The sequence below is a fragment of the Paenibacillus sp. MT86 genome (assembly GCF_058792535.1).
In genome coordinates this window covers 2,062,018-2,080,349 of the sequence record NZ_CM179499.1, presented here as the reverse complement: position 1 = coordinate 2,080,349, position 18,332 = coordinate 2,062,018, and the positions used below count along the sequence as shown (strand labels likewise).

The 18,332-nt window shown below is 54.3% G+C and carries 15 protein-coding genes; 1 reads left to right on the top strand and 14 read right to left on the bottom strand.

Annotated features, from left to right (window positions below; genetic code table 11):
• Positions 1-4: 4 nt before the first annotated feature.
• Positions 5-3,535, bottom strand: coding sequence for a helicase-exonuclease AddAB subunit AddB (gene addB / locus AC3RCL_RS08945; protein WP_492535219.1), 3,531 nt, complete (start codon positions 3,533-3,535; stop codon positions 5-7).
• Between the two features lie 305 nt (positions 3,536-3,840).
• Positions 3,841-5,214 (bottom strand): class I SAM-dependent rRNA methyltransferase, encoded by a 1,374-nt coding sequence (locus tag AC3RCL_RS08940; protein WP_036666082.1) that lies wholly within the window; start codon positions 5,212-5,214, stop codon positions 3,841-3,843.
• Between the two features lie 209 nt (positions 5,215-5,423).
• On the opposite strand from AC3RCL_RS08940, the gene AC3RCL_RS08935 reads away from it, so the two are divergent.
• On the top strand, positions 5,424-6,395 hold the full coding sequence (locus AC3RCL_RS08935) for a Na/Pi cotransporter family protein (RefSeq protein WP_492535218.1): 972 nt from the start codon (positions 5,424-5,426) through the stop codon (positions 6,393-6,395).
• On the opposite strand, the gene AC3RCL_RS08930 is transcribed toward AC3RCL_RS08935, so the two are convergent.
• From AC3RCL_RS08930 to hrcA, 12 genes are all read right to left on the bottom strand, one after another.
• Positions 6,392-6,847, bottom strand: coding sequence for an NUDIX hydrolase (locus AC3RCL_RS08930; protein WP_015734187.1), 456 nt, complete (start codon positions 6,845-6,847; stop codon positions 6,392-6,394). The genes AC3RCL_RS08935 and AC3RCL_RS08930 overlap by 4 nt on opposite strands.
• 87 nt (positions 6,848-6,934) lie before the next feature.
• The gene (gene mtaB, locus AC3RCL_RS08925) at positions 6,935-8,278 is read right to left on the bottom strand and encodes a tRNA (N(6)-L-threonylcarbamoyladenosine(37)-C(2))-methylthiotransferase MtaB (RefSeq protein ID WP_015734186.1); all 1,344 of its coding nucleotides are present in this window, start codon (positions 8,276-8,278) and stop codon (positions 6,935-6,937) included.
• Positions 8,279-8,280: 2 nt separating this feature from the next.
• The gene (locus AC3RCL_RS08920) at positions 8,281-9,051 is read right to left on the bottom strand and encodes an RsmE family RNA methyltransferase (RefSeq protein ID WP_009590785.1); all 771 of its coding nucleotides are present in this window, start codon (positions 9,049-9,051) and stop codon (positions 8,281-8,283) included.
• A 72-nt stretch (positions 9,052-9,123) separates the two neighbouring features.
• Positions 9,124-9,816 carry a site-2 protease family protein gene (locus tag AC3RCL_RS08915; RefSeq protein WP_015734184.1) on the bottom strand — a complete coding sequence of 231 codons (693 nt, stop codon included), beginning with the start codon at positions 9,814-9,816 and terminating at the stop codon, positions 9,124-9,126.
• Positions 9,817-9,818: 2 nt separating this feature from the next.
• Positions 9,819-10,796, bottom strand: a complete 978-nt coding sequence (gene prmA / locus AC3RCL_RS08910; protein ID WP_015734183.1) for a 50S ribosomal protein L11 methyltransferase — start codon at positions 10,794-10,796, stop codon at positions 9,819-9,821.
• Between the two features lie 184 nt (positions 10,797-10,980).
• Positions 10,981-11,181: a YfhD family protein gene (locus tag AC3RCL_RS08905; protein ID WP_009590798.1), complete on the bottom strand. Its 201-nt coding sequence runs from the start codon at positions 11,179-11,181 to the stop codon at positions 10,981-10,983.
• Positions 11,182-11,231: 50 nt separating this feature from the next.
• The gene (locus AC3RCL_RS08900) at positions 11,232-11,603 is read right to left on the bottom strand and encodes a hypothetical protein (protein ID WP_176502366.1); all 372 of its coding nucleotides are present in this window, start codon (positions 11,601-11,603) and stop codon (positions 11,232-11,234) included.
• 235 nt (positions 11,604-11,838) lie between these two features.
• Positions 11,839-12,957: a molecular chaperone DnaJ gene (gene dnaJ, locus AC3RCL_RS08895; RefSeq protein WP_009590783.1), complete on the bottom strand. Its 1,119-nt coding sequence runs from the start codon at positions 12,955-12,957 to the stop codon at positions 11,839-11,841.
• A 92-nt stretch (positions 12,958-13,049) separates the two neighbouring features.
• Positions 13,050-14,888, bottom strand: a complete 1,839-nt coding sequence (dnaK, locus tag AC3RCL_RS08890) for a molecular chaperone DnaK (RefSeq protein ID WP_009590812.1) — start codon at positions 14,886-14,888, stop codon at positions 13,050-13,052.
• Between the two features lie 84 nt (positions 14,889-14,972).
• Positions 14,973-15,587: a nucleotide exchange factor GrpE gene (gene grpE, locus AC3RCL_RS08885; protein WP_096773032.1), complete on the bottom strand. Its 615-nt coding sequence runs from the start codon at positions 15,585-15,587 to the stop codon at positions 14,973-14,975.
• A 59-nt stretch (positions 15,588-15,646) separates the two neighbouring features.
• Positions 15,647-17,182, bottom strand: a complete 1,536-nt coding sequence (locus tag AC3RCL_RS08880) for a TCP-1/cpn60 chaperonin family protein (protein ID WP_096773031.1) — start codon at positions 17,180-17,182, stop codon at positions 15,647-15,649.
• Between the two features lie 13 nt (positions 17,183-17,195).
• Positions 17,196-18,230, bottom strand: coding sequence for a heat-inducible transcriptional repressor HrcA (gene hrcA, locus AC3RCL_RS08875; RefSeq protein ID WP_015734180.1), 1,035 nt, complete (start codon positions 18,228-18,230; stop codon positions 17,196-17,198).
• Between the last annotated feature and the right edge of the window lie 102 nt (positions 18,231-18,332).

Sequence of the window (18,332 nt, the reverse complement as noted above, 5' to 3'; positions counted from 1 at the left end):
TCTCTCACCGGCTCTCTCCTCCCTTCGGATGTCCAAGCATATCCCACACCTGATCTTTGCCCGGTTTGCCCAGCAGCTGGTATTCGCTGCCCTCAATCGCGTCGTCGAACTGACATACGGGCCGGAAAGAACAGAACGTGCAGGCGGTCTCCTGCTGTATCCGGTACGGTTTAATCGCGACATCGCCGCCTGTGATGCGGGAGCCGATGTTCAGCATGTTCTCCCGCACGGCGGACAACAAGGTCTCCCACTGGTCAGGCGTTGCCACGGCCGCGCTGCTGTAGAAGCTGCCGTCCGTTTTGACGGCGACGGGCAGGATGGCAGAGTGCCCTTTTTCAAGGAACGAATCCATGAGGGACACCGCTTCGCGGTCTGCCAGGAGCAGGCCTTTCATTTTGTAGCGCTTGAGCAGCTCCTCCGCCGCCTGCTCCGGCGTCATGCCGTTGGCGGACTGCAATACCGGATCATGCACGTGGAAGTACAAGGTTCCCGCAGGCAGGGCCTGCTCGCCCAGCCATTCCTCCGCAAACGTCAGCAGCACGTCCAGATAGGTCAGCATCTGCAGGGATAGGCCGTAATAGACCTCATGCAGCCGCAGATCCTTCTGGCTCGATTTATAATCGATGACCCGAAGCATGATGCCATGCTCGCCTCGAGCCATGTCGACCCGGTCTATGCGCCCGACAATCTCCATCTTGGTCCCGTTCGGCAATTCAAACGCCAGGGGAGGCAGCGGCTTTCCGGGACCGAAATCAAGTTCAAGGCCGATCGGCTCGAATTTGCCGCGCCTCGCCTGCTCTCCCAATATGACCGACGCTCGGCCCACGATGTTTTTAAGCTTTCGCGAAATATAGCCGTACCGCTTGGAGCTGAGCAGGATTTCACCCTGCAGCATGGGTGCGAGCCGATCCACGGTCGCTTCCGCTTCGCGCAGGCATTCCTCGGCGGTCAGGTCTCCCCAGCTTCGATGCTGCGATTGGAACTTGACGGCCATGCTGCTCAAGGCAGCATGGAACAGCTGTCCGATGTCGGGAGCCTGAAGCCTGTACAGCTGCCGCTCTCTCAGCTTCAACCCATGGGAGGCAAAATGGGAGAACGGGCAGGCAACAAAGCGCTCCATCCGGGATACGCTTGTCCGCAGCTTCGTTCCGTACAACTGTCTGCTGGTTTCCAGCTTGAGAGGCCGGGCTTCATTCCGGTAAGACAAGGAGGAGAGCATGGTCGTGAGGCGGGGCCGCAAACCCGGCTGCTCCGCATACCAGTTGTAAACATGCCACCACAAATCCGGGATCTCCTCCCCATTCCTCCAGTCGCGAAGCCGGCCCGCTAAATAAGCAAGCGTCTTGTCTGGACGGACCGCATAACCCTCCTGCTCAAGGGCCGATTGCCCGGCATGCGGTCTTGGAAACAAAGGTTCCTCTTCCAGCTGGAACATCAGCTTCAGATGCCGCACCACCTCGGATGGCAGTAACGGCTTGCCTTCATCATCCGCTGCAGGGTAGCTGACCCACAGCTGTTTGCTGGCTGAAGTCAGCGCATTATAGATCAGAAACCGTTCATCCAGCAGTCTTCGGGATATGCTCGGGGCAAGCTCCAGCCCGCGGTCTTCAAGATGAACCCGATCCGGCTCCGTCAGGATGCCGTCATCCTGGAACTGGGCCGGGAGCACGCCGTCGTTAATGCCGAGAAGGAAAGCATATTTCACCCCGCCCGTCCGCGTCCGGTCCATGCTGCCGATGAGCACCTGGTCCAGAGACGGAGGCACAAGAGCCATTTTCATTTCCGTAAGTCCCGTACCCAGCACGCCGGTAAACAATTCGGTGCTTAGCTTCTCCGCGCCCATCATCTCGACGATTTGGTCGAGCAGGCCGAGCACGGCTCCCCATACCTGGCGATGTTCCCGGGCTTCCTCAGGACGCCCGGCATCCAGTGCAGCCCGGCTTAACAGCTCCAGCTTCTCGGGCACAGCGCACTCCTCCAGCAGCCGATAGACCGCGGTGCTCTGATCCATCGCGCTCGCAGCCTTTTTCATCCGCTTCTCGAACGCATGCAGCGGTTCCGTTATCACCTTCCTGGCGTACTCGATCGCCGCCATGCCGTCCTGATTGCGGATCTCGCTTTCCCCCTCTTCTAAAGAAAGGCTTGGAACTCCCTTCCAGGGACGGCCGTCCGTCCAGCGCGTGCCCTGGATTCCGGAAGCCAGCACATGGTTCTCCAGACGGTCCATGTCCTCACGGGTAAGCGAACCGTCCAGCGGCAGCAGCAGATCCGTCTTCACGCAGCGGAATACGTCCTCATAACGCCACCGGCGTCCGACGACATCAAGCGCTGAGCGAATGAACTCGACCAGCGGATGGTGAAGCTCGCTCCGCTTCTGATCGAGAAAATAGGGAACGCCGTATTCTCTGAACAAAGGACCCATCAGATGCTCATAGTCCCCCATATTCCGGACAAAAACAGCCATTTCGCGGTATCTTGCCCCTTCCTCCTGTGCCAGCCGCAGCATTTCGCGCAGAGCTCCTTCGATTTCGGCCCGGCGATGGCTGGCAGCGTGTAAAAGCAGACCTTTCCTCCCGCGGTTTGGACTGCTCGCTGTGTCCGGGCCTTCATCCGGTTCCGCCCATCGTCTCTTCCGATCATAACCGCGCTCAAGATGGGCAAGCATGGGAGATTCCTGAAACCGCGGCAGAACATCGGGATGAAGAATGCGGTGCTCCGCCTCCAGCCCGATCTCATCGATAATCCCTTTGAGCTTTATGTACGTCACCGCAGTAGGATGAAAGAGATCCAGCTCATGCGGAACCGTCCCGTTCCTGTAAGGCTTGTCCAGCGTCAGCGCGATCGTCACTCGCTTGGCGTGTGCGATGATCTCCCGCAGCACCCGGTACTCCTGCGGCGTAAAGCCGTGGAAGCCGTCGATCCAGATGTCGGCACGCTTGATATATTCCGATTCGGTCACACCCTCAGCCAATGAGGCCAGCGTGTCTTCCTCATCCATGTAAAACCGTGAAATTTCAACCTCGAAATCGCGAAAGACCGTTACGATGTCCTCCAGCTTCCGCCGCAGCATCGGTGAATTCCCGGAGCCGGATACCATCTGTCCCAGCTGCTCCTCCACGCATGAGGCGTCAATGCAATAGCGCTTCATTTCCGTGTACAGCTCGCTCAGCTTGCCGATAAAGCCATGCTGCTCTCCCGAGGCGCCGAACATGTGGAGCTCTTCCTTGCGCCTCCGCAGAATTTTATACAGCAGCATCCGCTTGCCTTCCTCGCTGATCGCCACTTTCGCGGCTCCGCCGGTTTCCTGCATGACGCGGTAAGCCAGACGGCGGAAGCTAAGCACCTGCGCGCGCATCATGCCGCGAATGCCTCCCGCATTGACGAGCGCGTGCTCCGCTTCATAGGACCCTTGCTCCGGAACGATCAAGATCATCGGATCCCCCTTGGGATTATGCTCCAACCGTTCGATCATCTCTTGGCGGATCGACGTGCTCTTGCCGCTGCCCGACCTGCCGATAACAAATTGAACGCTCATGCTATGCCTCCTTTACATCTTGCCGAAAGAGACTCATTCACCTTCAAAACCAGCTGCTGATCCGGTGAAATCATGCCCTTTGAATCTAGTAGTTCAAGATCAAAAATGTATGTCAAATCTTGCGTGATGGTTCGGCTCTATCAAAAAAGATGCTGATTACTAGTATAACATAAGTCCTGATTGGTGGAACATACGTTTGGATTTCATTCCCATTCCCAACGATTTCGGACATATGAAAAAGGACCCTGCCATCGTGGTTATCCACCATTGCAAGATCCTCTATATGAACCGCCAAGCTGGGGTGTTTACAGTTTTGATTTGCTGCGCACTTCAAAGACGGCGAATTTCAAATAATGTCCCTCGTCGACCCCAAGAATTTGCGGATGGTCCTTGCCGGCCGCACGCCATTCCACCAATCTCAGAATTTTGCCGGCATCCTTCGCCGCATCCTGGATCGTCTCCAGGAACAAATCCGGCCGCATATGGTACGAGCAGCTTGCCGTAACCAGATATCCGCCCTCGTTGACCAGCTTCATGCCGTGGAGGTTGATATCCTTGTACCCGCGGCAAGCCCCCTTGACAGCCGACCTGGTTTTGGCAAACGCCGGCGGGTCCAGAATGACCACGTCCCAGGATCGCCCTCCGCCCGCGGTCAACGGTTTCGAGGTATCCACTTTCTGGTCCCCTTGGGCACGTAGCTCGCGCTCTTCCAAACCCTTTACCTGGCTGCGCAAATATTGGAAGGCGTCATCCACCACAAATTCCACGCGATCCTGGAATCCGTTCAATTCCACGTTCTCTTTGGCACTTTCGATGGCATGCTCCGATATGTCGAGGCAGGTGACTTTCTTGGCGCCGTATTTGCATGCATGCAGCGTGAAGCTGCCCGTATGCGAAAAGCATTCCAGCACCGTTGCGCCGTCCCAATACGGGAACGTAACTTCTTTTCCGCTTTTGTTTACCGGCAGGGTCTTCGTCTCACCGTCCCGCTCCACGGCCTGAAGCGTAATCCCGCTGCGGCTTCCCCAACCGGTCATTAACGGTTTGATGGATGCCCGGTTCTCCCGCTGATCAAAGAAATATCCGGTCTTCTGACCCTCTTCGATATCCACTTTGATCTTCAAGCCGTTCTCCGTCACGACGACGTGGCGGGGACACTCCCCGTAAAGAGTTCCCTTCCGCTGTTCCAGCCCTTCCAGTTCCCGGATGGAAACGTCGCTGCGCTCGTAAATTCCTTTCGGCTGTACCACTTCGACAAGCGCCTCCACGATGTCCGCACGGCATCGATCCATGCCCAGCGTCAGTAGCTGCACGACCAGCACGTCGGCAAAACGGTCCACGATCAGCCCCGGCAGAAAATCAGCCTCGCCATATACCAGCCGGTAAGCATTCTCGTCTCCGATAAACCGCTCCCGGTGTTTCAGGCATTCCTCAAATCTGGCTGCGAAAAAAGCCTTGTCCATCGCTTCGACCGGTTCATACGAAACGGTGCGCACGGTGATTTGTGATTGCGGATTGTAATACCCGGAGGCAAGAAAACGGCCTTGGTGATTGAACACCGATACGATATCGCCCGGCTCGGGCTCGCCCTCGACAGAAGCAATCTCGCTTTTATACACCCAAGGGTGCCCCTGCTCCAGTCTCTTTTTTCGACTGCGCTCCAAAATAACCGATGGCACTGTATTTCACTCCTTAAAATTATCCCCTGGTTTATTGCAATAGGTATGCATGTCCGCCAAGGGTCATATACGTAATTAAGAAAAACGTCGACCGACGTGCTTTCACAGTTACCCGACCGAGTGAAGAGATCGTTTTCTTGCGATGACCGATGACTTTCGGCTTTGCTGGAAACTCCGCTCCCACCTTATTTTACAAAAAGGAGAACATCATGCTATCCACGCTCTGGTTTCCCGTCTGTTATGGTCTTGTCCTGTTTCTGTTCGGCATGAAGGTCATGGAGGTCGCCCTCCAGCGCTGGGCCGGACCGCTCTTGCATAAGTGGCTCCACAAAGCGACATCCACGCCCCTGAAAGGCATGGTTGCCAGCACGGCGGTTACGGCCCTGCTGCAGAGCAGCACCGCCGTAACCGTGCTGGCGATAGGCTTTGCCAATGCCGGATTGTTAAGCCTGTCCGGTACCTTGGGCGTTATTCTCGGCACGAACATCGGCACGACGGTAACGACCGAACTCATCAGCCTGCAGATCGGACAAGCCGCCATGCCACTGCTTGTCCTCTCGCTGATGCTGTGGGTCGGGGCCGTTCTTGTCAGCGAACGCGTACCTGCGAGTCACGACAAGTTAAAAAACCAGTTGATCCGCAGCCAATTTTTATGCCTCGCTGTCGCCGGATTTTCACTGGTGCTGCTCGCGATACAAATCATGCAATCCATTGGGCCGACCCTTCAAAGCCTCGGGTTGTTCCAATGGTTCCTTGACCACGCCTCGCAAAGCGTCCTCTGGGGCATTGCAGCCGGTGCGATCCTGACGGCTTTGATGCACAGCAGCGCCGCCGTCATCGCCATGGCTATGGGGCTCGCCACCAGCGGAGCGCTGCCTCCCGAGATCGGCGTGGCGATCGTGCTGGGCTCCAATGTCGGCACCTGCGTGACGGCACTCATCGCAGCGATTGGCAGCAGCCGCGCCGGACGATTCGTGGCTTGGTCCCATTTGGGGCTTAATATCGGCGGAGTCCTGCTCTTTATTCCGTTCACAGCGGGATTAACCGCCGTATCCGGATGGTTAGCCGCAGATCCGGCCGGACAAATCGCCCATGCGCAAACCCTGTTTAACATCGTATGCTCGCTGATCGCGCTTCCTCTATGCTATCTGCCTTTCTGGAACAAGCGGTTGCCGTCCTAAAATTTCATATCTTCATCCGCCGGGATAGCGACTTCAAGCAGCATCAGCGCTTTACGCAGGATGATATCGTTGTTATTGTACCCGTTGCTCCGCTGCTTCCTCCATGCGGCAAGAGGCTCGAACCAGTCCACCCCGTTGATTTCCTCGATTTGGGGTTTTAGGATGCCTCCTTCTGCCTTAACGAGGTAGTAGTGAACTTCCTTGTCGACCTGGCCGAATTCGGGATGATGGTATTTATATGCAATAATGTCCACTGGAGAAGTGATGGATCCGACTATACCTGTCTCCTCGCGTATTTCTCGGAGAGCCGTCTGCTCGACGGTTTCACCGGCTTCCATCTTGCCTTTGGGAAGCGAGGTTTTTCCATAACGGTCCAAGATGAGTTGGATCTGAAGCGCCCCTTCATAATAACGGTATACAACGCCGCCCGCGGAAATTTGTGTATATGCCATGTCCTGTTCCTCCTTCATGTACAACAAGGACTCCACTTCCGGTAGCCAGGAAATGAAATCCTTGTCTGGTATGGCCGCTATGGAATATTACTGGGCAGCTGCCTTTAATCCATGATCCATGACGCTGAGGAGTTCGCCCTCGCATTCATTTACACCGGCTTTGGTTACTTTTACGCGGCACAGCTTGCCTTCGAGATCAGGCGATCCGTTGAATACAAGCTGCAGGTAGTTGTCGCTGTAACCCTGCATTTTACCGCCTTTGGGAGCACCCTTGTATTCGCGCTCCGGTATCACGTTCAGAATCTGGCCCACGAAACGCTCGGCATAAGCCAGCTGAAGCTGCTCCGACAAGTCGATCAGATCGTGCACACGCGCATTCTTCACTTCCTCGTCCACCTGATCCTCCATTCGTGCCGCCGGCGTGCCGGTACGCTTCGAATACGGGAATACATGCATTTCCGAGAATTGAATCGCCTTCATCAGGTCATATCCGTTCCGGAACATCTCATCCGTTTCGCCAGGGAAGCCGACGATGACGTCCGTCGTAATGCCCACATCCGGCATCGCTTGACGAATCAGGCCCATCTTGTTATAGAATTCTTCCGTCGTATATTTACGGCGCATCCGTTTTAGTACCGTATCATCCCCCGCTTGGAGCGGAATGTGAAGATGGCGGCACATTTTACTGGAGCGGTTCAGCACGTCCAGCATCTTCTCATCGATCTGGCTTGCTTCAATGGAGCTGATGCGGATCCGTTCCAAACCGTCAACCCGATCAAGGTCCCACAGCAAATCGGACAATCTGTAATCCTCGAGATCATCCCCATATCCGCCGGTGTGGATACCGGTCAGCACGATTTCCTTATAACCCGCTCCGACTAGCTGATGCGCCTGCTTGATGATGCTCTTCGGATCACGGCTTCGCGACAAACCGCGGGACCAAGGGATGATGCAGAACGTGCAGAAGTTGTTGCATCCGTCCTGAATTTTCAGAAATGCGCGAGTACGTTCCGCGAAATCCGGTACGTCCATTTCCTCGAATACCCGGGTCTTCATGATATTACGCACGGCGTTAATCGGCTGGCGCGTCTTTTCGATGTCATGAATGAAATCCATGATTTTCTCGCGATCCTGGTTCCCGATGACGAGATCCACGCCCGGAATATCCAGAATTTCGGCCGGCGAGGTTTGGGCATAACAGCCCGTTACGGCCACGATCGCCTCGGGATTTCGGCGAACCGCGCGCCGGATCATCTGGCGGCTCTTCTTATCCCCTGTGTTGGTAACGTGGCAGGTGTTAATCAAATAAACATCTGCGGTTTGTTCGAAGTCCACCTGGTCGTAGCCTTCATTCTTGAAGTATTGCCAGATGGCCTCGGTATCGTAAAAATTGACTTTGCAACCCAACGTATAAAACGCTACGGATGGCATGTTCAAACGCCCCCCATTTCTCCAGATTCGTATAGTGCACAGGCCAGCGCCGTCATGCCGGCGGTCTCGCAGCGAAGGATCCGCCTTCCGAGTCCCACGGCTACGGCTCCCGCAGCTTCGGCCGCTCGGCATTCCTCTTCCGTAAAGCCGCCCTCGGGTCCAACGACCAGCAGCAAGCTGGCAGGCTTGGCCGATTCACGCAGCGCCTGCTCTGCAAAAGGCTTCAGCACGTCCCTCAGCTGGGAACCCTGCTCTTTTTCATAACAAAAATATACGGCATCATAGCCGGAAAACGCTGCAAGCAGATTTTTCCACGTCAGAGGCTGTTCTACAGACGGAATCCGGTTGCGATGCGCCTGTTCAGCCGCCTCCTTCGCGATTTTGCGCCAGCGCTCCAGCCGCTTCCCTTCCTTTTTGGCATCGTACTGAACGATCGTTCTTTCCGACAGGAAGGGAACAAAGGACACCGCGCCGATCTCGGTGCACTTTTGGATGACGGTTTCCATCTTGTCGCCTTTCGGCAAACTCTGGGCAATGCTCACTTGCAGACGCGGTTCCTGCGACATCTCCATGGGTTCAATCACAACGGCAAACACGCTGCCTGCATCGATGCGCTCAATCTCCATCAAGGCCTCGCGGGATACCCCGTCGCTCACGATCAATTTATCGCCAAGCCTGCCTCGCATGACCTTGGCAATATGACGGGCATCGTCGCCCGTAATCTCAACACGGTCTCCCTCGAATTGTGCGGGAGTCACAAAATATCGCTGCATCTCTATCCTCACCTAACTCAAAAATCGCCAAACCCCATCATACAACTTTTCACGCAAACTGACCAGAGTAAATCAGAGCCGGTAACCGCCGGTCATCATAATGAACATGTCCAAAATTTCGGAAGACAGTGCATACGCCGCATCATAAAGAGGTTTGATCGTATAATTCTGAAATACGGGCAACAGTATGATCAACAAGAATACAAGAATCGACCATTGCTCAAACTTCTGAATCTTCGCACTTATCCGTGGAGGGAGCGCATTCTCTAGAACTCTATAACCGTCCAGCGGAGGCAATGGTATCAGATTGAACAGGCATAAAAAGAAATTGAGCAATATAAATATATTAAAAAATAAATGCACCGCTTGATCTGTTTTAGTAATTCCCTCCGGAGGAATAACCCCTGTTTGATAGAGGATAGCGTAAACAAGTGCCCCCACTAAGCCCAGCACCAGATTGCTAAGCGGACCGACCGCCGCAACAATGATGCTCATGCGGCGGGGGTTGCTAAAATTCTCTCGATTGACCGGCACCGGCCGTGCCCAGCCGAAACCTGCAATCAGCAGGAGAAGAATCCCCAGAAAATCGAAATGCACCGCCGGATTCAGCGTGACCCTGCCCAGCAGCTTGGCCGTCGGGTCTCCGAATTTATTGGCGAAATAGGCATGCGAGAACTCATGCACGGTAAATGCGATGATCAAAGCAATCAGGTAAAAAGGAAGCTGCTCCAACGGGTAAAATAGCAGTTGGTCCAAAAAATCCATAATCAGTTCTTCCTCGCCACGAATGCAACCCAATCATCCTCACGGCAAATATCCGCAATTTCGAAACCGGAAGCAATCAAAGCCTTCTCCACGATCTCTTCCTTGTTCTTGTAAATGCCCGAAGCGATATAAGCCCCTCCCGGTTGAAGAGCCTGGTATACGTCGTCCACGAACAGCAGAATAACCTCGGCCAAGATGTTTGCCACCACGATTTGTACCGGCAGCGTCACGCCCAGATCCGAGTCATCGGACGAATCCGTGAGTACGGAGAGCAGGTCGCTTTCCTTCACCGTAATCCGGTCTTCCAGGCCGTTCAGGCGGGTGTTCTCCGTCGCGCTGGATACCGCGACCGGATCCAGGTCGAGAGCCAGAATTCGTGAAGCGCCCAGATGCGCTGCGCCGATGGAGAGAATGCCTGAGCCTGTCCCGACATCGATGACTTCCTCTCCGCCCTTGATCACCATCTCCAATGTACGCAAGCATAACGAAGTCGTCGGATGCGTTCCTGTGCCGAAGGCCATGCCCGGGTCCAGCTCGATGATGGACTCGTGCTCTGATTCCGGGGTGTACTCTTCCCACGTCGGTTTGATGGTCAGCCTGTCGGAGACGCGGATCGGTTTGAAATACTGCTTCCAGGCCGTAGCCCAATCATTCTCGTCCACCGTCTTCATCTCATACCGCACTTCGCCCGTTTCGATACCGAATTCCTTCAGCTCGTTGACGCGCGGCGTTATTTCATCGAGGATCGCTTCCAGCGTTACCGTCTCGTCGAAGTAACCTTTGATGACGGCCTGACCTTCAGGAATATCGTTAAACGGAACGATCTCGTCAAACCACTGTCCCAGAGAGGTGTCCCGCTTTTTGTTCGTAGTACCAGACTCCTCGATCGAAACGCCTCCGGCTCCCGCTTCATGCAGGAAATTCGTAATCATCTCCACGGCTTCCTCCGTGGTATGTATCGTTAATTCACGCCATAACATGTGCAATAGTTCCTCCTCATTCATACGTAAGTATCATTGTACTATATTGAGGACCCCGGATACAAAGTTTGCACTAAAATACCATGATAACTTTTCAAAGACATTCATCAAATTCAAAAAAGCCCTGCTGCAACCTCATTAAAAGAAGGCAAGCGGGCTTTTCCACATTCCACATCGGTAGCGATTAATCTACATTTTTACTGGTTTCATCCAAAATTTTCTTCAATTGGCGTTCATCTGCTGCCTCGCTTCGACGCAGCGCTTCCACATCATCGTGATCGGCTTCCATAGCCGAAAACTCAACATCCTCCGCCTTGGCGGACTGCAGCGCAATCATCTTCTCGGTTTTGCTCGAGATCTTCCCTTTTTTTACGCGTCTCATCATGGGTGTTATTCTCCTTTCCGATATCAACACTCAGAGCGGTGCCTGGAACCTTAAATCATGCCGCCGGATTCTTCGATTAACCGCATGGCTTGCGGGAAGACGCTTTCGTCCAGTACAACCGTCAGCAAAATATCCCGGCCTTCGGTTCCATCCTCACCGCCGGTGCTCATCCCGCTGGCCGCTGGGTCCGCAGCTCCGAGAATTCCGGCTCCCGGCCCCGAAATATCCGCATTTAAGGTCATCGTTGTTAAGCTTGCGATGTTGCCTGTCAACGGATTCATCGGATTGTTGAGCTCCCCGCCGGGATCGGCGCTAAACCGGTCGATGGACATATCGGCAACGCGCAGCGACTGCAATTTGCGGGCGGCATGCCGGGCTTCTTCCGGACTTTTGAAATAGGCCAAAATGTTTTTCTCTGCCACTTCATTCACCTGCATTTCCTATTCAAGATTGCATCTTCCGAGATGGAACTATCCTAGGTTGCTTCATTGTCAAACCTTTTATTCTTGAGCGATACGAACCTGTAAAGCAGCGGGATATCCCTGCTGCTTCTTCTGCCACAAACCAAAAAGCAGCAGGCCAAAGGTAGGGAAACCTTTAGAGCCTGCTGCTTTTTGCTATTTTGCTATGCTATGAGGGAATTACCCCTATCGTGGATTAATCACCGCGGAAAGCTTTTTTTACACGGTCAAAAAAGGACTGTTCCTGTTCATGGGTCTGTTCGCCATCAAGCGAAGCGAATTGACGAAGCAGCTCTTTCTGTTCATCGCTGAGCTTGCTAGGCGTAATGACCACAACCTTGACATGCTGGTCACCCTGTCCCATACCGCGCAGCCGTGGCACCCCTTTGCCTTTCAAGCGGAAGAAAGTTCCCGTCTGCGTGCCGGCCGGTATCTTCAGCTTCACTTTCTCGGTTAGCGTCGGAATCTCGATCTCGTCGCCAAGCGCGGCTTGGGCAAAGGTAAGCGGCACTTCGCAATAAATGTCGTCCCCTTCGCGTTCAAAGAAGTCATGCGGCTTCACGCGGATTACGATATACAGGTCGCCGGCCGGACCGCCGCGGAATCCGCCTTCGCCTTCGCCCGTCATGCGCAGCTGAGCTCCGTCATCCACGCCTGCAGGTACACGAACGTGAATCTTGCGCTGTTTCTTCACCTTGCCGTTGCCGTTACAAGTCGAGCAGCGGTCTTTGATGATCTTCCCTGTTCCGTTACAGTTCGAGCAGGCGCGGCGGTTCACCATACGTCCAAACGGCGTATTTTGCACGACCTCCTGCTGCCCGCTTCCGTTACACACCGAGCAGGTATGCGGCTGCGTGCCCGGCTTCGCTCCCGAGCCGTGACATGTATCGCATGTCTCCGTTCTCGGAATGGTAATGTCCGTTTCCTTGCCGAATACGGCTTCCTTGAATTCAACCGTCATCGTGTATTGCAGATCGTTCCCCCGCTGAGGCGCGTTCGGATCACGGCGTCCATTGCCGCCAAAGAACATATCGAATATATCTCCAAAACCGCCGAAATCACCGGAGAAACCGCCTCCGCCCATGCCTTGGTTCGGATCTATATGACCGTACTGGTCATAACGCGCACGCTTCTGACCATCGCTCAATACATCGTAAGCCTCTTTCACTTCCTTGAATTTGGCTTCCGCGTCCGCCGCTTTGTTCACGTCCGGATGATACTGGCGGGCCATTTTGCGGTACGCCTTCTTGATCTCATCGTCCGATGCATCCTTGCCGACACCGAGCACCTCATAATAATCACGCTTATCAGCCACGGTTTCACCCCAATCTCTTTATTACTCTTTACATAAGGAAAGCCAAAGTGCGAAGATGCGCAGCTTTGACCTTCCCATACAATCTATTCAGATTAACCTTTGTTTTTATCTTCGTCAACAACCTCGTAATCTGCATCCACGACGTTGTCTTTCTTAGGAGCGCCGGACTCGGCACCTTCAGCACCTTGTTGTTCTTGTGCCGCTTGCTCATACAGCTTCACGGACAGCTGCTGTACGATTTGAGTAAGCTCCTCTACCGAAGCGTTAATCTCTTCCAGGTTATCGGATTCAAGCGCCTTCTTCACTTTGTCTTTCGCTTCGTTTGCTTTTTCCACTTCGGAAGCATCGACTTTGTCGCCCAGGTCCTTGAGTGTTTTCTCGGTCGTGTACACGAGTTGGTCGGCATTGTTGCGAGCCTCCACCAGCTCTTTGCGTTTACGGTCTTCTTCGGCATGAAGCTCAGCGTCTTTCATCATTTGTTCAACTTCAGCGTCGCTCAGGCCGCTGGAGGACGTGATGGTGATCTTCTGGCTCTTGCCGGTACCTTTATCTGTTGCCGACACGTTTACGATCCCGTTGGCATCGATATCGAAGGTAACCTCGATTTGCGGAACGCCGCGCGGTGCAGGAGGAATGTCTCCGAGCATGAAGCGTCCCAGCGTTTTGTTGCCGGCTGCCATTTCGCGCTCGCCTTGCAGCACGTGAATTTCCACGCTCGGCTGGTTATCCGCATAAGTGGAGAACACTTGGGATTTGCTTGTAGGAATCGTCGTGTTGCGGTCGATCATTTTGGTGAATACGCCGCCTGCGGTTTCGATACCGAGGGACAGCGGGGTCACGTCGAGCAATACGACGTCTTTAACGTCACCGGTCAATACGCCGGCTTGAACCGCTGCTCCAAGCGCAACCACTTCGTCCGGGTTTACGCCTTTATGAGGCTCTTTGCCCGTCAATTTTTTGATCGCTTCCTGCACGGCAGGAATACGAGTGGAACCGCCGACCAGGACAATTTTATGAATATCGTTCGCTGTCAAACCTGCATCGCTGAGCGCTTGACGAGTCGGTCCAAGCGTACGCTCTACAAGGGAAGCGGACAATTCTTCGAATTTGGCGCGGGTCAGGTTGATCTCAAGGTGCTGAGGAACGCCGTCTGCAACCGTGATGAACGGCAGCGAGATCGTTGTTGTCAGTACGCCGGACAATTCCTTTTTCGCTTTTTCCGCTGCGTCTTTCAGACGTTGAACGGCTGCTTTGTCTTTGCTCAGATCGATGCCTTGCTCTTTCTTGAATTCGGCTACCAGATAGTCGATGATCACTTGGTCGAAGTCGTCGCCGCCCAGTTGGTTGTCCCCGCTGGTTGCTTTTACTTCGAAGAAGCCGTCGCCCAGTTCCAGAATGGAAACGTCGAATGTACCGCCGCCAAGGTCGTATACCAGGATGGTTTGGTCTTCGGATTTCTCCATGCCGTAAGCCAATGCCGCAGCCGTCGGCTCGTTGACGATACGCAGAACTTCAAGGCCCGCGATTTTGCCGGCATCCTTGGTCGCCTGACGCTGGCTGTCATTAAAATATGCGGGAACCGTAATAACCGCTTGGGTTACAGGCTGGCCCAGGTATGCTTCCGCATCGGATTTCAGCTTCTGCAGAATGATGGCGGAGATTTCTTGCGGCGTGTAGTCTTTGCCGTCGATGGATTCTTTGTGATTCGTGCCCATATGGCGCTTAATGGAAATGATGGTGCGATCCGGGTTGGTGATCGCTTGGCGTTTGGCTGTATCCCCGACGATGCGCTCGCCGTCTTTCTTAAATCCGACAACCGACGGGGTTGTGCGGGCACCCTCCGGATTCGGGATAACTACCGCTTCCCCACCCTCCATGACGGCTACGCAGGAGTTGGTTGTTCCTAAGTCGATACCAATAACTTTGCTCATGTAAAATTTTCCTCCTTATTCATTCATGCGAATCCCCGCATGACATTCATCATTTTTATATGATAAACGACTATCGAAAGTCGTTTACATGCTCACTTTGACCATGGCAGGTCTCAATACTTTATCTTTTAACATGTACCCTTTCTGCACTTCCTCAACCACGATGCCTTCCTCGTACTCATCGCTCTCCACCTGCATGATCGCTTGGTGGTACTCCGGATTGAACGGCTCGCCCACACTCTTCATCGCGCTCAAGCCTTCGGTAGCAAGAACGGATTCCAATTGACGGAAGATCATGCTGACGCCCTTGGAGAAGGATTCAAATTCCGGGTTCTCCTCGGATGCCTGGAGGGCACGCTCAAAGTTGTCGATGACGGGCAGAAGCTCCGTAATCAGTTTGGAGGAAGCATATTTGCCCAGATCCTCTTTCTCCTTCTGCGTGCGGCGGCGGAAATTATCGAAATCCGCTTGTACCCGCAGGGTACGCTGCTGCTGCTCCTGCAGCTCGGCCTGAAGTTTCTCAAGCTCGGCCGAACCTGCGGCTTCATCAGCCGATTCCGTTACGGGAATCTCCTGCTCGGGATTCACGGCCTCCTCCGGAGACCCGCTCTCACCCGTGTTTGGCGTGTTTTCCAAAGTTTCTTCGATCGTTTCTTCTGTAACTGTATCTTGAACGGCATCCTTGTGCTCATTATTCAAGACGCCTTCACCTCCTTCATATTCTAAACCAGACGTTCTATAACTCATCTATCTTAGCGTTATTCGCCTATTTCCTTCATCTTGATCACATGATGAATCCGCAGCACGGCAGCCGCAACCTCGCCGGCTGCCCGCAGGCCGTGAAGTTTGACCGGGGCCGGATCCAGCACGCCCAGCTCTTCATAGTCGACAACCCGCCCACTGTCGCAGTCAATCCCCATGCAGTCGGAGTCGGCTCGGATTTGTGCGGCTCGGACCTCCTCCATCTTCTCAAGCGGATTATAACCGGCGTTCAGAAGAATCTGCGACATCGGCTTTCGCAGCGCGGCGGAAACTGCCTCCATGCCGAAGGCTTCCATGCCTTTCTGGGCTTCCCGGATCCGTTCCAGTTCATAAGACACGGCCAGTTCGCTTGTCCCGCCGCCTGGAAGCACCCCGCCGGATACGGCAGCCTGCAGTGCCGAAGCGGCATCGCCCGCAATCCTGGCGGCCTCCCCTACCACTTCCGAAGTGCTTGCCCCGACGATCACCGTCACAATGCGGTCCTTGCTGCCGCAGGACAGACGGATTTTTTCGATGCCTTCATCATAAGCGACGCGCGGGGTATGACCCAGAAGGGCCGCAAGCTCTTTCGAGTCTTTATGTAACGCCTTGCGGCGTATCGGTGTAGCTCCCGTCATGTCGCTTACCTTGCGGAGATCCGCACGCGATACGCGCGGTACCACCATCATCCCGTGATCCAGGCAAAACTGCTCCGCATCCGGATGAATGCCCTTTTCGAGGAGGATGAGTTTTACGGATAGTTCGGACAATCTGTCCAAATCCGACGCGAACACTTTTCTCAGATCCATATACTGCGCGAATCCGGCTTCGGTTGTAAGCGCCTCTTCGTCGATGTCGTCGGGCTCCAGGGAATCATACAGCACCAGCACTCTGGCATCGTCGTAGGACTTGGACTCCCTGGCGAAGATCGGCCGCTGCCGGAGCAGAACCCCCTCGAACACTTCATTCTCGGCATTCTCCAGCGCAATTATACTGTCTGCGAGCGAGTAGGAAGGATCCTGCAGACGGTCGATTCCGGCTTTGCGCGCGGCTTGCATAACCAGCTCCACGATGTCCTTCCGTTCACGCCCGGCGACATGCACCGTCCGTTCCAGCAGCGGATCATCCAATCCGCCGATCAGCCGGACACGCTTCGACAAGAGCTGCATCGATTTCTCGACTCCCTGGCGCAGGCCCTCAACCACCTTGGAAGCGGGCACCCCGCGCGTGATGCGGGATACCCCTTCCTGCACGAGGGCGCCCGCAAGCACGGTTGCCGTTGTGGTACCGTCGCCGATTTTCTCCTGCTGCGCCCGAGCCACCTGAATCAGAAGGCGCGCGGCGGGATGGGTGACATCCATTTTGTCCAGAATCGTCACTCCGTCATTGGTGATGACCACTTCGCCGCGCGGGCCAACCAGCATGACGTCGAGCCCCTTGGGGCCAAGCGTGCCTTCTACGGCGGACGTAACTGCGCGGACGGCATTGCTGTTGTTCAGCAGCGTGGAATAACGCTCGTCTCCGTCCACTTGGCTATGTTGTCCTTGGCTCATCTGTCTCACTCCTTTATTTGTACCAGTGTGACAGCAGCTTCGTCAGGTCATGGGATAACACATTCAAGATGCCGATCACCCGTGCATATTCCATTCTTGTAGGACCGAGAATGCCGATCGAACCAAGCGCTTTGCCGTCGATCGAATACGTCGCAGTGATCAAACTGCAGTTCGAAATGGCCTCATGCGTATTCTCCGTGCCGATCTTCACTTGGACACCATGCTCCCCGGGAGCAGGTGCCATGAGCTTCATCAGTGCGGGAGTCTGCTCCAGAAGCTCGAATATTTCCCTAACCTTATCAACATCCTTGAACTCCGGCTGGTTCAGCATGTGGGTCGTGCCGCTCAGATAGACCCCCCGGTGATCCGGTTCGTTGTTGAGAGCGATATCCAGCATACTCATCAGATCCTCATAATGTGAAATATGCCGCTGCATTTCCTCGGCAATTTCCGAATACAAACGAGTCTTGAGTTTATATAGAGGCACATTGACCAGCTTCTTGTTCAGAAGATTTACCACTTGCTCCAGTTCCGATACGGACACGCCCTGCGGAATCGAAACAACCTTGTTCTCGACTTGCCCTGTGCTGGTAACGATGATGGCCACCGCTTGATCCTCATGTAGAGGAAGAAGCTGGAAATGGCGCAAAGACGTATGAAAAACTTCCGGTCCCAGCAGGATGGAAGTGTAATTAGTCATTTGAGACAGAATGCCGGCTGTATGCTGTATCATCTGCTCCATCACGTTCAGCTTTTCTGCAAAAAATGATTTCATCATATGCAGTTCCGCAGGGTTCAAGGAAAACGACGACGTGAGATGATCAACATAATATCGATATCCTTTATGCGACGGTATTCGTCCGGCTGAAGTATGGGGCTGCTCCAGAAACCCGAGCTCCTCCAGATCAGCCATCTCGTTGCGAATGGTTGCCGGGCTGTAGCCGACGTCCCCTCGCTTGGAAATGCTTCTTGAACCAACCGGCTCGGCAGAACGGATATAGTCATCCACAATGGCATTCAAAATCATGCGCTGACGATCTGTTAACATGTCGCTTCCCTCCTTGCTGACTGCTCATTTTCGCTTTCGTTAGCACTCATCGCCATCGAGTGCTAACCGATATAACAAAAATACCAAACCGACCTGAGGATT

Coding starts and splice junctions, on each gene's coding strand:
- addB (WP_492535219.1), bottom strand. CDS start 3,535: ATGAGCGTTCAATTTGTTATCGGCAGGTCGGGCAGCGGCAAGAGCACG.
- AC3RCL_RS08935 (WP_492535218.1), top strand. CDS start 5,424: ATGCTATCCACGCTCTGGTTTCCCGTCTGTTATGGTCTTGTCCTGTTT.
- AC3RCL_RS08930 (WP_015734187.1), bottom strand. CDS start 6,847: ATGGCATATACACAAATTTCCGCGGGCGGCGTTGTATACCGTTATTAT.
- mtaB (WP_015734186.1), bottom strand. CDS start 8,278: ATGCCATCCGTAGCGTTTTATACGTTGGGTTGCAAAGTCAATTTTTAC.
- AC3RCL_RS08920 (WP_009590785.1), bottom strand. CDS start 9,051: ATGCAGCGATATTTTGTGACTCCCGCACAATTCGAGGGAGACCGTGTT.
- AC3RCL_RS08915 (WP_015734184.1), bottom strand. CDS start 9,816: ATGGATTTTTTGGACCAACTGCTATTTTACCCGTTGGAGCAGCTTCCT.
- prmA (WP_015734183.1), bottom strand. CDS start 10,796: ATGTTATGGCGTGAATTAACGATACATACCACGGAGGAAGCCGTGGAG.
- AC3RCL_RS08905 (WP_009590798.1), bottom strand. CDS start 11,181: ATGATGAGACGCGTAAAAAAAGGGAAGATCTCGAGCAAAACCGAGAAG.
- dnaK (WP_009590812.1), bottom strand. CDS start 14,888: ATGAGCAAAGTTATTGGTATCGACTTAGGAACAACCAACTCCTGCGTA.
- AC3RCL_RS08880 (WP_096773031.1), bottom strand. CDS start 17,182: ATGAGCCAAGGACAACATAGCCAAGTGGACGGAGACGAGCGTTATTCC.
- hrcA (WP_015734180.1), bottom strand. CDS start 18,230: ATGTTAACAGATCGTCAGCGCATGATTTTGAATGCCATTGTGGATGAC.